The organism is Pseudomonas sp. NPDC089407 (assembly GCF_044900445.1).
Taxonomy (GTDB): Bacteria; Pseudomonadota; Gammaproteobacteria; order Pseudomonadales; family Pseudomonadaceae; genus Aquipseudomonas.
On the sequence record NZ_JBJDNB010000035.1, the window covers coordinates 43,095 to 55,533 of the forward strand.

Genomic DNA, 12,439 nt, shown 5'->3' on the forward strand with positions numbered 1-12,439 from the left:
GCCTTGCGGCCCGATCGCGACACAAGGCCGCTCCTACATGAACTGCGCAAGGCCGTTTGAGAACTCAGTGAATCACCCAGCTCATCACCCACAACCCCAGCACCAGCCAGATGATCCCTAGGATGATTGACGCCCGCATGAACGCGCGGATTGCCGAGTACAGCAGCATCAGGCCGATGATCAGGGCCAGGATGCTCAGCAGCGAGGTGTCCATGCCCAAGGTGCGGGCCAGGCCATCGATAAAATTGCCACCGGCATTGGCCAACAGGTTGAACAGCCCGCTCAATGCGTCGACGATGAAGCGGATCACAGCCCCCAGTGCCTGGCCCAGCCACTCGAAAAAACCTTCTACATGCATAGTTGCTTCCTGATGTACGAATCGGCGAGGTTGCCGTCCCAAAGCCTTTGGCCATTACCTGGCCAGGTCGGTTCCCGATGCCAAGCTTAGCGCGGCCACGCAGCCGTGCGGGCAAGTTGTTGCGCACCACAGTGCTTGGCTTGCTGGTGCTGTGCGGGCTGTTGTGGCTGGCGGACCGCATCTGGCCGCTGCCCATGCCGGGCGATGATCTGGCCCGGGTAGTGCTGGCCGAGGACGGCACGCCGTTGTGGCGCTTTGCCGATGCCGATGGCGTGTGGCGCTACCCGGTCAGCCCCGATGAGGTGTCGCCGCTGTACCTGCAAGCGTTGCTGACCTACGAGGACCGCTGGTTCTACCGCCACCCCGGGGTCAACCCGCTGGCCCTGGCGCGCGCGGCCTGGCTGAACCTGCGCGGCGGGCGCGTGGTGTCGGGCGGCAGCACGTTGTCGATGCAGGTGGCCCGCCTGCTCGACCCGCATGACCGCACGCTGGCGGGCAAACTGCGCCAGCTTTGGCGCACCCTGCAGCTGGAGTGGCATCTGTCCAAGCGCGAGATCCTGCAAATCTACCTGGACCGCGCGCCTTTCGGCGGCACGCTGCAGGGCGTAGCAGCCGCCAGCTGGGCGTACCTGGGCAAGTCGCCGCTGCACCTGACCCCCGCCGAAGCGGCGCTGCTGGCGGTATTGCCCCAGGCACCCAGCCGCCTGCGCCCGGACCGCCACCCCGAGCGTGCCCAGCGTGCCCGCGACAAGGTGTTGCAGCGCTTGGCCGAGTATCAGGTCTGGCCGGCACGGCAAATTCGTGAAGCCGCCGAGGAGCCGCTGGTGCTGGCGCCCCGTCAGGAGCCGGCGCTGGCGCCACTGCTGGCCCGACGCCTGAACAGCGTTAACAGCCCGCCACTGATCCGCACCACGCTCGATGCGGCACTGCAACGGCGCCTCGAAGACTTGCTGCTGGGCTGGCGCGCAAGGCTGCCGGAGCGCACCTCCGCGGCCATTCTGGTCGTCGAGGCGCAAACCATGGCGGTGCGTGCCTATCTGGGCTCGATCGACCTGGCCGACGCGCGGCGCTTTGGCCATGTCGACATGGTGCGTTCGCTGCGCTCGCCGGGTTCCATCCTCAAGCCGTTCCTGTACGGCATGGCGTTGGACGATGGCCTGATCCATTCCGAATCGCTGCTGCAAGATGTGCCGCGTCGCTATGGTGACTACCGCCCCGGCAACTTCTCCATGGGCTTCAGCGGGCCGGTGTCGGCCAGCTCGGCGCTGGCGCTGTCACTCAACCTGCCGGCGGTGCAGTTGCTGGAGGCCTACGGCCCGAAACGCTTTGCCGCGCAACTGCGCATGGCGGGCATGCCACTGATATTGCCGCCACTGGCCGAGCCCAACCTGTCGTTGATTCTGGGGGGCGCCGGCAGCCGCCTGGAAGAGCTGGTTGGCGGCTATGCGGCCTTTGCACGGGGTGGCAACAGTGCACGGGTACGTTTGCAGCCGCAGGACCCACTGGTAGAGCGGCGCCTGTTGTCGCCGGGCGCGGCATGGATCATCCGGCGCATCCTCAGTGGCCAGGCGCGACCCGACCGCGACCCGCATGCCGAGCTGGTGCAGCGCCCGCAGCTGGCCTGGAAGACCGGCACCAGTTATGGCTTTCGCGATGCCTGGTCGATCGGCGTGGGCCCGCGCTACCTGATCGGCGTATGGATCGGCCGCCCCGACGGCACACCGGTACCCGGGCAGTTCGGCCTGGCTTCGGCAGCGCCGTTGATGCTGCAGGTGCATGACCTGCTCAGTAACCGCGACAGCCAGCGTGGCATCAGCGTGCCGGTGGAGCGGGTGCCGTGGAACGTTGGCGTGGCAGCGATCTGTTGGCCGCTCGGCCAGCCACTGAACAAGCAAGACCCCAACTGCCGACGTCAGCGCTTTGCCTGGACCCTGGACGGCACCACACCCCCCACCTTGCAGGCTGCCGACCAGCCGCTGGGCCTGGGTTTGCGCGAGCGAGTGTGGGTAAACCGGCAGGGGCTGCGTGTGGAGGGTAGCTGCCCGGGCGCAACGGTCCGTGATGTTGCCCTGTGGCCGGCGCCACTGGAACCTTGGCTGCCACGTGTCGAGCGACGTGCAGCGCGCTTGCCGGCCATCGACCCGGGCTGCGCGCCGCAGGTACCCGCCAGCGCACCACCGCTGTCTATTGTTGGCGTGCGCCCAGGCGACAACCTGCGGCGCCCGGCTACCAGCAGTGAGCCTTTGCAGTTGCATGTTTCGGCGCTGGGTGGCGGTGGGCGACGCTGGTGGTTCCTGAACGGCCAGCCGCTGGGCGAAACCCAGGGGCAGGACAGCCTGCTGCTGCGTTTGCCGCAGGTCGGGCAGGCCGAACTCAGCGCACTGGACGAAAGCGGCGAGACGGCGCGGGTGGCATTCCAGGTCAGCGAGTAGGCGTTCGACGGCAGCCGGGCCAGCACCTACGCTTGCCAGTAACGGGTGTGGCCGGCCGATGCCGCGCAACCCATGGGAACATGGAGCGCCCTATGCGTCCTCTGGCCGTGCCCCTGCTGTTGTTGCCCTGGGCGCTTGCGGCCCAGGCCGGGCCGTTGCCGGGCTTTTTCGACAGCCATGAGTATGAACGGCGCCTGCCCGGCGACAACTTGCCCATAGACACCTATCGCCCGCTTGATCCCAGCCTGCGGTTGGCCGGCGCGAGCCTCGATGCCTCCGGTGGGTTGCCCGCCCAGACCCGGCTGGTGCTGCACAAGGTGCGCTTCGAGGGTGGCACGGTATTCCCTCTGAGCGACCTGCGCCAGCACTACCAACCACTGATCGGGCGTGAAACCACGCTGGGCGAACTGCAGCAGTACACTGACCGCCTGAGCCAACGCTACCGGCAGGAGGGCTACCTGCTGTCTTATGCCTACCTGCCGGTCCAAGATATGGCCGACGGCACGGCCAATGTGGTGCTGGTCGAAGGGTACATCCGTGATTACCGTGTAGACGGCGATATCGGCCCGGCCGGCGAGTATCTGCAGCAGTTGCTGGCGCGTCTTGGGGCCGAGCGGCCACTGACCCGCGAAACGCTGGAGCACTATCTGGGCCTGGCCGCACGTATGCCTGGTTTGGCGATAGACGCCGAACTGAGTACCGCACAAGCGGCTGAGGGGGCTGCCCAACTGACCCTTCATGTGCGGCGCAAGCCGTTCAGCACGGCTGTCACTGTGGCCGATGCCAACCGCGACGATGTGCAGGCGTTGTTCACGGCTAGCAGCAATGCCGAGACCCGCTACGGCGAACAGCTCACCGCCAGCGGGCTGCTGCCACCGGGTGATGACCAGGTGAAATACCAGCGGCTGGACTACAGCCAGTACCTGGACGCCGCTGCTAGCCAACTGTTGCTGTCGGCCTCGCGCTACCGCAGCGAGCCTGGCACGCGCATACGCCTGGACGATGGCCGTGACATCACCCGCAAGCGCGACAGCGAGCGCTATGCGATCGGCCTGCGCCAGCCGGTGATCGTCAAGGCGGATGAGTGGTTGGCGGTGCAGGGGCACGTGTATGCGGTCAGTGAGCACGACGAGGACTTGCCCTCGAATCAGGATTACGACACCTACGTACGTGCGCTGTCGTTCGAAGGGGAATGGCGCAAGGTCGAGCCGGGGCGTTTGCGCATCGTCAGTGCCGGGGTCTATCAGGGCCTGGAGTACCTGGGGGCGCGCAGCGATGCCGACTACGACCTGGACTTCTTGCGTCTGCGGCTTTCGGGTTTACAGAGCGACGCGCTGGCGGACAACTGGCAGGGCGTGGTGTCTGGGGCGTTGTACTGGAGTGATGACCGGCTGCCCGACAGCGAACGGGCGGGCTTTGGCGGGCAGCACTTCGGGCGAGGCTACCCGCGTGACCAGGCGGACGGGGACAAGGGCTGGGGTGTGGCTTACGAGGTGAATTACAGCGTGCGTGGCCGCTGGCTGGTGCAACCCTATGCGGTGGTGGATGCGGCGCAGGCCTGGCATAACCGTGGGCCGGTGCAGGATGCCCACCTGGCTTCGGCGGCGCTGGGTGTGCGGGTGGCGGATGAGCGCTGGTTCAATGTGGCGCTGGAGCTCGCCAAACCGCTGGCGGATGTGGCATTGGACAGCCTGGACCGTGGGCCTCGGCTTACCTTGAGTATTGGTCTTCAAATGTAGGGTGGCGCTTTGCGCCCCAATCGCGACACAAGGCCGCTCCTACAGGATGTACGCGGTCCCCTGTAGGAGCGGCCTTGTGTCGCGATCGGGCTGCAAAGCAGCCCCAAAATGGCCAACCCTTCAGTGCGTGGTAAATCGCTGATGCACCGGCGACGAGCTGGGCGTCAGCGCCAGTGCCAGCTGGGTCCGGTTGTGCATATGCGTCAAGCGCAACACCTGCGATACATACAGTTTCACGGTGTTCTCGGTAATCCCCAGTTCACAGGCAATCTGGTAATTGGTCTTGCCCTTGCTCACCAGGCGAGCCACCTCCAACTGCCGAGGTGACAGCTTCTCGAACGCCGCCGGCAGCTCACTCTCGCTTTCCTCCACATCGGTGGCACGACGATGCATGCCCTGCCCACGGGCTTTTTCCAGGTCCTGGTACAACTCGTCCACTGAATCGGCAAGATCCTGCAAGCGCTGGTTCAACCCACCCAGGTCACGGAAGTTGCGCTGGCGCTCCAGCAAGGCTTCTTCCTGTCGGCGTACGCCATCGAGCAGTTCCTCAAGGTCCATCGGCTTTTGGTAATAGTCGGCAAAGCCCTCGCGCAGCGCGCGGATCACGTCCTGTTTCTCGGCACGCCCGGTCAACATGATGGCCTCGAACAGGCGCTGGCTACCGTTGACCTCTTTCAAGGCGCGCACCAGTTCAATGCCGTCCCGCTCCGGCATGTGCAGGTCGCAGATGACCAGACCAATGGCCGGGTCTGCCATGTAGCGCTCGATGGCTTCGTCAGTCGAGTGGGCGGGTACGCAGGCATAGCCCTTGTTTTCGAGGAATTCACACAGTTGTTCGACGATGACCGTTTGGTCATCCACCACCAACACCTTCACTTCACTCACTGGTCTCGACACGATCAACTCCCTGTTCGTATGCGGCCCTGCTCCCGGGCCAGACGCTCTGGCAGTATTAAAAGTAGACCCACGAAGCGGATATGTACAAGGTCTGTACAAGGCATCGGACCACAGGAAGGGTTATTGGATCCATACGGCGGTCAGAAGAAAGCCCGCGAGCACATAGGGTACGAACGCCTGCTTGTCGCCCATTTCTTCGGTCAGGGCCTGCAAACGCTTCTTTACCTTGGGGTTGAGCAGCAGCCACAGGCGCCGGCGGGTAAGCAGCCAGGCCAGCACACTGAAACCGGCCCCGATGAACGTGCCAAGTACGTATTGCGGGCTGGTGGCCAAGGCCAGTGCGCCCATCAGCTTGACGTCATCGGCACCGAAGCGGCCGAGCATGTAGCCGGGCAGGGTCAGCAGCATGACAATGGCCAGCGCCCATCCGGCATCGCTGGCATCGGCGCCGATCCAGCTGTGGCCGGTGGCGAACAGCCAGACCAGGGCACAGGTGGCCACGCCCAAGGTGAGCATGTCGGAGATCTGGCGTTGGCGCACATCCTGTTCGGAGCACAAGGCAAGCCACAGCAGGAGAACAATGCTTTGCATTGGCAGGTCGCCTTTCCCAAAAGTTGAACACTTCTACCCGGTCAGTCAGGTTTCCTTAACTGAAGATAGACGCGAACGTGCGAGGGAGTAGGGCTTGCAACGGAAAAAGGCGTACTCGGAATGGATTCTGTCGTAGCTGACACAGGTTTTATGCGATCCCTTGTAGGAGCGGCCTTGTGTCGCGATGGGCCGCAAAGCGGCCCCGGCGATTTATGCTTCAACACTGAACTACGGGGGCCGCTTTGCGGCCCATCGCGACACAAGGCCGCTCCTACAAAAACGCGTTACAACTTATTTCTTGCTGCCCGGCGGGTAATTGGCCAGTACCTTGGAGACGGTGTTGTGAATGGCGCTGTTGCGCTCCTCGGGGCTTGGCGGGTAGTTGTTCATGATCTGCTCGGCACTGCCGCGCCATACCAGCTTGCCATCACGCCCATCGAACATGTCGACCTGAATGGTGGCGACCTTGTAGTCGACACTGCGGGTTTCGTTGTACATCGGGCCACCCCAATAGCCGCCCCAATAGCCACCCCAGCCACCGCCGTAATTGGTGGTGATCTGCTGCTGGCGCTGTTCGACGATCAGGTAGGTGCGTACGGTCAGGTCAGGCCGCGCGCCGCCTTGTACCGGCCGCAGGCCGCGCTGGTCGAGCTGGTCGGCGACCGCCTGGCGAATGCGCTGTTCGGTGAGGTCGCTCTTGATCCGTGGGTCGTCCGGGCGGTACTGCAGGCCCGGTTCTTGCCACGCCCAGCTGCGATAGGCGGCAAAATCGCGGCTGGCGTCGAAATCCTGCTGGACGTTATTGCTGGAACAGGCCGCCAGCAATAATGCGAATGACAGTAGAACGAGACGGCGCAACATGATGGTTCTCCGTTAGCTGTTAACTGGGAGGATAGCCGCTGAGCGCCTTGTGCACAGAATCGCGCACGGCACTTTCGCGTTCGCGCGGCGAGTCCTTGTCGCTGCCGCTTTCGGCGCTGGCGCTCCATACCGGCTGGCCGCTGCGGGCGTCGTACAGGTCGATGCGCACTACCATCACCTCCACCTCGTAGGTGCGCACGATGGGCACGCTGGCATAGCCGCCGTAGCCGTTGCGGTAACCGCCATAGCCAACGCTGCCGTAGGGGTAGGGGCCGTAGTAGGGGTCGTAGCTGTCGTAGTCACGCACCTGGCGCAGGCGCTTTTCCAGGCGCATGTCGGCGCTCACCAGCAAGTCCCCGGGGCCTCCGCGGGCGGGGCGCAGGCCATGTTGGTCGAGTGCGCCGCTGACGGCATCGGCCAGCTGTGCAGGGTCGGCATTGGCCGAGCCGCTGGGCAACCGGTTATCGCGCCAGCTCCAGCTGCGGTAGTGCCCGTAGTCGCGGGCGGGCGCCGGGTAGGCACTGGCGTCGAAGGTGTTGGCCGCCTGGGCAGGGGCCGGTGGCAGTGGCCGGCTGCTGGCCACATACGGGTTGCTGCCCTGGCAGCCAGCCAAGGCAAATGGCAACAGGGCCAGGCACAACAGACGGTACGGCATGTATTCCTCCCGGCGGGCGGGTCAACGGGGGCGGCAAACCCAGTGCAGGTAACGGCCAAGCCCGGCGAAGCCGGGGTGGCGGCGGTAGGCCAGTTCCATTTCCAGCAGGTCGAGCAACTCGGCCTTGCCCTGGAATTCCTTGGGCATGTAGTCGTGGAACACCCGCACGCCGCTTTCGCTTTCTACCTGCCACATAGGTTCAAGTTGCGCCTTGAGTTCGCGTGGATCAAGCGGTTTTTGCGGGGTAAGGCTCTGCTTTTCACCTTCCAGGCGGTTGCTGCGCAACTTGCGGAAATGGCCCTTGAGCAGGTTGCGGTAGACCAGCGCATCGCGGTTGTAGAAGGCCAGCGACAACCAGCCACCGGAGGCGGTGAGTTGGTGCAGCACGGGCAGGATGCTCTCGGGTTCGGCCAGCCATTCGAGCACGGCGTGGCACAGCACCAAGTCGTAGGGCTCGGTCAGTTGGCCGAGCAGGTCTTGCCAGGGGGCCTGGATGAACGTGGCCGTTTGGCCGGCTTCGGCAAAGCGTGCCCGTGCGCCGTCGAGCATGGGGGCGGCGGGTTCGGCCAGGGTCAGCTGGTGGCCGCGCTGGGCCAGCCACAGGGCCATGTGGCCCAAGCCAGCGCCGATGTCGAGGATGCGCAACGGGCGGTCGGGCAGTGCTTCGGCCAAGTCCGCCTGCAGGACGGCCAGGCGGATTGCACCCTTGGCGCCGCCGTAGATCTTCTCGGCAAAACGCGTGGCCAGCTCATCGAAATGACGGTCGTTCATCGGGCGAAGCGCCTTTCGGTGTCGGCCAGCTTGGCCCGCACCACCTGGTCCATGTCCAGGCCCAGTTCGCTGCACAGCAGCAACAGGTAAAGCACCACATCACCGACTTCCTGGCCAGCGTGGGCCAGTTTGTCGGCGGGTAGCTGACGCGATTGTTCTTCGCTCAGCCACTGGAAGATTTCTACCAGTTCGGCCATTTCGACGCTGGCGGCCATGGCCAGGTTCTTCGGGCTGTGGAAGCCGCGCCAGTCATTGTTGTCACGTATCTGGTGCAGGCGTTGGGTGAGTTCTTGCAGGTTCATCGGGGGTCTCCTAATGCTGCATAGCTTCTGCCCAGGCCCGATGCAAAGCAAGGGGGGCCGCTTTGCGGCCCAATCGCCGGCAAGCCAGCTCCCACAGGGATCGCGCCCTGTGGGAGCTGGCTTGCCGGCGATGAGGCCCTAAAGCCGATCCCAGCGCCCGAGCATATGCAGCACTTCCCCATGCCCATCCAGCCGCAGCACCCCCGCAGGCCCCGCTTCACTGGCACTGAGCACCACCTCCGACGGCAACCTTACTGGCTTGCGAAAATCCACCTCAAAGGCATAACCACTGTGCGGCAGGTGCCCGCGCAACGCTGCCAGGGCCATGGCCTTGGTCCACATGCCATGGGCAATGGCCGTGGGGAAGCCAAACAACTGTGCGCTCACAGCGCTGAGGTGGATCGGGTTGTAGTCCCCGCACACCTTGGCATAACGCCGGCCGATGTCACTGTCGGCGTACCAGCGGGTGGCCTCTGGCAAAATTTCAGGCTCGTCGTCAGCACGTTCACCGGGCTCGCCCTCCAGCTTCAGCCCACGCACCAGCATGCGGCTGGTTTCGCGCCAGAGCAGGCCGATACCGTCTTCGGCCTCGGTCACCAGGTCGAAGGTACCCCCCTTGGCATGTGGCTGCAGGTTGTGTGCGTACACCGCCAAGCGCAGCCCTTCGACAGCGCCCAGCGGTCGCAGTACCTCGATGCGGTTGTACAGGTGCACCAGGCCCAGCAGCGGGAAGGGGAAGTCGTGGGCCGTCATCAACTGCAACTGCAGGGTGAACGCCATGACATGGGGGTAAGTGCCCGGTAAACGTCCATCGTCCGGGAAGTGGCAAAGCTTGCGGTAGGCGGCCAGGTTATCCGGCTGAACCCGGATGAAGCAGCGCAGGCCTGCGTCCGGCAAGCGGTCACCGCTTATCTTGCGCTTGCTGGCCGCACGCAGGTACAGGCTGGCCCGGTCCGCCGGGCTGTGCAGGTCGTGCCATGGTCGACTCATGTTCAGGCCCCCATCAATGCCTGACCGCAGACCCGCAGTACCTGGCCATTGACTGCCCCGGAGCCTGGTTGGCTGAGCCAGGCGATAGCTTCGGCGACATCTTGCGGGCGACCGCCCTGGCCCAGCGAACTTAAGCGCCGCCCGGCCTCGCGCAGGCCCATGGGCATGGCTGCGGTCATGTGGGTTTCGATAAAACCGGGTGCCACGGCATTGATGTTGCCACCGCGTTCGGCCAAGCGCGGCGCCCAGGCCTGCGCCAGGCCGATCAGCCCGGCCTTGCTCGCGGCATAGTTGGCCTGCCCGCGGTTGCCGGCGATGCCGCTGACCGAGGCCAACAGGGTGATGCGTGCGTTTTCGCTCAGTGCGCCGCCGTCATACAGCGCCTGGGTCAGCACCTGCGGCGCCTTGAGGTTCACCGCCAGCACCGCGTCCCAGTATTCCGGCGTCATGTTGGCCAGGGTCTTGTCTCGTGTGATGCCAGCGTTGTGCACGACGATGTCGATGCCGTCGGGCAGGGCAGCCAGCAATTGTGTGGCTGCGTCGCTGGCGCAGATATCCAGCGGCAGCGCTTTACCGCCTAGCCGGGCCGCGAGTGCGTCGAGGTCCTGGCTGGCCTGTGGCACGTCCAGCAGCAGCACATCGGCACCGTCACGTGCCAACGTTTCCGCGATGGCTGCGCCGATACCGCGTGCAGCGCCGGTGACCAGTGCGCGGCGGCCGCCCAGCGGGCGGGTCCAGTCATCGACCTGGCTGGCGCATGCTTGCAGGCGCAGTACCTGGCCGGAGATAAACGCACTCTTGGGCGAGAGGAAGAAGCGCAGGGCACCTTCCAGTTCGTCTTCTGCGCCTTGGCCGACATACAGTAGCTGGGCGGTTGCGCCATTGCGCAGTTCCTTGGCCAGCGAGCGGCTGAAGCCCTCAAGGGCACGCTGAGCGATGCTGGCCAGTGGGTTGTCGAGGCTTTCCGGCGCACGGCCCAACACCACGACATGGGCGCAAGGGGCAAGGCTGCGCAGCAGCGGCTGGAAAAATTCGCGCAACTGCTTCAAGGCATCGCTGTCGGAAAGATGACTGGCATCGAACACTGCTGCCTTGATCTTCGGCCCAAGGCCGGCCACCCAGGCTTCGGCCTGCAGGTTGTCGGTATTGAAACGGTAGACCTCGTCGGTCAGGCGCTGTGCGATGGCTTCTACCTGGCCCGCCAGTGGCCCGCCGCCCAGTACCAGTGCCCCTTCCACCGGGCGCAGGCGGCCTGCCTGCCAGCGCTCCAGCGGCGCCGGGTGTGGCAGGCCAAGGGCATCCACGAGGCGGCGGCCGAGGTGGGTGTTGGCAAAGCCGAGGTAGCGATCGCTCATGAGTGGGTCTCCGCAAAGGCAAGCTTGAAAGTGTGGACCAACTTTGTGGCAAGGTCGTTCGCCCTGGGTAAAAACACCTAGGCTGTACGGTTCAAATTGTTTCAGGAGGAACAAGCACATGCGTTCACTTCGCCGGGTTGCGATCCTGGGCGGCAACCGAATCCCTTTCGCCCGCTCCAACGGTGCCTACGCCACGGCCAGCAACCAGGCGATGCTGACCGTGACCCTTGAAGGGCTGATCGAGCGCTATCGCCTGCATGGGCTGCGCCTGGGCGAGGTGGTGGCGGGCGCAGTGCTCAAGCATTCGCGTGACATGAACCTGACCCGTGAATGCGTGCTGGGTTCGCGCCTGGCGCCGCAGACCCCCGCCTACGACATCCAGCAGGCCTGCGGCACGGGCCTTGAGGCGGCGCTGCTGGTGGCCAACAAAATTGCCCTGGGGCAGATCGACAGTGGTATTGCCGGCGGTGTCGACACCACCTCCGACGCGCCGATTGCGGTCAACGAAGGCCTGCGTAACATCCTGCTGCAGGCCAATCGTGGCAAAAGCCTGGGTGAGCGGCTCAAGCCCTTCCTGCAACTGCGCCCGCACCATTTGAAACCCGAATTGCCCCGCAACGGTGAGCCGCGCACCGGGCTATCGATGGGCGAGCATTGCGAGCGCATGGCCCAGGCCTGGCACATAGGCCGCACCGAGCAGGATGAACTGGCGTTGCACAGCCACCGGAAGCTGGCTGCTGCGTATGGGTTGGCAGGACGACCTGCTGACACCGTTCTTGTCGCTGACCCGCGACAACAACCTGCGCCCGGACCTGACCCTTGAGCAGTTGGCCAAACTCAAACCCGCTTTCGATAAAAGCGGCCTGGGTACGCTGACTGCAGGCAACTCTACGCCGCTGACCGATGGTGCTTCGCTGGTGCTGCTGGGCAGTGAGGAATGGGCGGCACAGCAAGGGCTACCGGTGTTGGCCTATCTGGTCGATGGCGAAACGGCAGCGGTGGACTTCGTTACCGGCCGCGAAGGGCTGTTGATGGCGCCGGTGTACGCCGTGCCGCGTTTGCTGGCGCGCAACGGCCTGACGTTGCAGGATTTTGACTACTACGAAATTCATGAAGCCTTCGCTGCCCAGGTGCTGTGCACGCTCAAGGCCTGGGAGGATGCTGATTATTGCCGGGATAAGTTGGGGCTGGACGCACCGCTTGGGGCGATTGACCGCAGCAAGCTCAACGTCAAGGGCAGCTCGCTGGCGGCCGGGCACCCATTTGCAGCGACTGGGGGGCGGATACTGGCCAACCTGACGAAGTTGCTGGCGACGGCGGGGAAGGGGCGGGGGCTGATTTCAATCTGTGCGGCGGGTGGGCAGGGGGTGACTGTCATCGTTGAGCGTTGATTGCCTGTTAGATCTGTGTGGCCTTCTTCGCGGGTGAACCCGCTCCTACAGGGACTGCGCTGTCCTGGAGGTCGGCGCTTCACTTGTAGGAGCGGGT

11 protein-coding genes and 1 pseudogene are annotated in these 12,439 nt (G+C 64.7%); 3 read left to right on the forward strand and 9 right to left on the reverse strand.

The genetic code is table 11. The features are described 5' to 3' along the window. Window positions 1-64: 64 nt before the first annotated feature. Window positions 65-358: a hypothetical protein gene (locus ACI2KG_RS23225; protein ID WP_201207759.1), complete on the reverse strand. Its 294-nt coding sequence runs from the start codon at window positions 356-358 to the stop codon at window positions 65-67. 77 nt (window positions 359-435) lie between these two features. Between ACI2KG_RS23225 and pbpC the strand changes: the two genes are divergently transcribed. Both pbpC and ACI2KG_RS23235 read left to right on the forward strand, forming a co-directional pair. After that, on the forward strand, window positions 436-2,790 hold the full coding sequence (pbpC, locus tag ACI2KG_RS23230) for a peptidoglycan glycosyltransferase PbpC (protein ID WP_404663434.1): 2,355 nt from the start codon (window positions 436-438) through the stop codon (window positions 2,788-2,790). Window positions 2,791-2,882: 92 nt separating this feature from the next. Beyond that, entirely contained in the window at window positions 2,883-4,529 is a 1,647-nt protein-coding gene (locus ACI2KG_RS23235; RefSeq protein ID WP_404663435.1) for a ShlB/FhaC/HecB family hemolysin secretion/activation protein, read from the forward strand. A gap of 120 nt (window positions 4,530-4,649) precedes the next feature. On the opposite strand, the gene ACI2KG_RS23240 is transcribed toward ACI2KG_RS23235, so the two are convergent. From ACI2KG_RS23240 to ACI2KG_RS23275, 8 genes are all read right to left on the reverse strand, one after another. Further along, window positions 4,650-5,426 carry a response regulator transcription factor gene (locus tag ACI2KG_RS23240; protein WP_404663436.1) on the reverse strand — a complete coding sequence of 259 codons (777 nt, stop codon included), beginning with the start codon at window positions 5,424-5,426 and terminating at the stop codon, window positions 4,650-4,652. A 120-nt stretch (window positions 5,427-5,546) separates the two neighbouring features. Continuing rightward, entirely contained in the window at window positions 5,547-6,017 is a 471-nt protein-coding gene (locus tag ACI2KG_RS23245; RefSeq protein WP_404663437.1) for an A24 family peptidase, read from the reverse strand. A 291-nt stretch (window positions 6,018-6,308) separates the two neighbouring features. Beyond that, the gene (locus ACI2KG_RS23250; RefSeq protein ID WP_341797476.1) at window positions 6,309-6,878 is read right to left on the reverse strand and encodes a DUF4136 domain-containing protein; all 570 of its coding nucleotides are present in this window, start codon (window positions 6,876-6,878) and stop codon (window positions 6,309-6,311) included. Between the two features lie 19 nt (window positions 6,879-6,897). After that, entirely contained in the window at window positions 6,898-7,533 is a 636-nt protein-coding gene (locus tag ACI2KG_RS23255; protein WP_404663438.1) for a DUF4136 domain-containing protein, read from the reverse strand. 21 nt (window positions 7,534-7,554) lie between these two features. After that, the gene (locus ACI2KG_RS23260; RefSeq protein ID WP_404663439.1) at window positions 7,555-8,304 is read right to left on the reverse strand and encodes a methyltransferase domain-containing protein; all 750 of its coding nucleotides are present in this window, start codon (window positions 8,302-8,304) and stop codon (window positions 7,555-7,557) included. Continuing rightward, a complete protein-coding gene (locus ACI2KG_RS23265) occupies window positions 8,301-8,606 on the reverse strand; it encodes a MazG-like family protein (RefSeq protein ID WP_404663440.1) in 306 nt (101 codons plus the stop codon). Before ACI2KG_RS23265 ends, ACI2KG_RS23260 begins: the two co-directional genes overlap by 4 nt. A 138-nt stretch (window positions 8,607-8,744) precedes the next feature. Next, window positions 8,745-9,596: a MaoC family dehydratase gene (locus ACI2KG_RS23270; RefSeq protein ID WP_404663441.1), complete on the reverse strand. Its 852-nt coding sequence runs from the start codon at window positions 9,594-9,596 to the stop codon at window positions 8,745-8,747. A 2-nt stretch (window positions 9,597-9,598) separates the two neighbouring features. After that, window positions 9,599-10,951, reverse strand: a complete 1,353-nt coding sequence (locus ACI2KG_RS23275) for a 3-oxoacyl-ACP reductase (RefSeq protein WP_404663442.1) — start codon at window positions 10,949-10,951, stop codon at window positions 9,599-9,601. Between the two features lie 118 nt (window positions 10,952-11,069). Between ACI2KG_RS23275 and ACI2KG_RS23280 the strand changes: the two are divergent. Beyond that, window positions 11,070-12,342, forward strand: a pseudogene (locus ACI2KG_RS23280) (acetyl-CoA C-acetyltransferase). The last annotated feature ends 97 nt before the right edge of the window (window positions 12,343-12,439 follow it).

Bases quoted from the DNA above. Each gene is read 5' to 3' on its own strand.
- ACI2KG_RS23225 (WP_201207759.1), bottom strand. From the start codon at position 358: ATGCATGTAGAAGGTTTTTTCGAGTGGCTGGGCCAGGCACTGGGGGCT.
- pbpC (WP_404663434.1), top strand. From the start codon at position 436: ATGCCAAGCTTAGCGCGGCCACGCAGCCGTGCGGGCAAGTTGTTGCGC.
- ACI2KG_RS23235 (WP_404663435.1), top strand. From the start codon at position 2,883: ATGCGTCCTCTGGCCGTGCCCCTGCTGTTGTTGCCCTGGGCGCTTGCG.
- ACI2KG_RS23245 (WP_404663437.1), bottom strand. From the start codon at position 6,017: ATGCAAAGCATTGTTCTCCTGCTGTGGCTTGCCTTGTGCTCCGAACAG.
- ACI2KG_RS23250 (WP_341797476.1), bottom strand. From the start codon at position 6,878: ATGTTGCGCCGTCTCGTTCTACTGTCATTCGCATTATTGCTGGCGGCC.
- ACI2KG_RS23255 (WP_404663438.1), bottom strand. From the start codon at position 7,533: ATGCCGTACCGTCTGTTGTGCCTGGCCCTGTTGCCATTTGCCTTGGCT.
- ACI2KG_RS23260 (WP_404663439.1), bottom strand. From the start codon at position 8,304: ATGAACGACCGTCATTTCGATGAGCTGGCCACGCGTTTTGCCGAGAAG.
- ACI2KG_RS23265 (WP_404663440.1), bottom strand. From the start codon at position 8,606: ATGAACCTGCAAGAACTCACCCAACGCCTGCACCAGATACGTGACAAC.
- ACI2KG_RS23270 (WP_404663441.1), bottom strand. From the start codon at position 9,596: ATGAGTCGACCATGGCACGACCTGCACAGCCCGGCGGACCGGGCCAGC.
- ACI2KG_RS23275 (WP_404663442.1), bottom strand. From the start codon at position 10,951: ATGAGCGATCGCTACCTCGGCTTTGCCAACACCCACCTCGGCCGCCGC.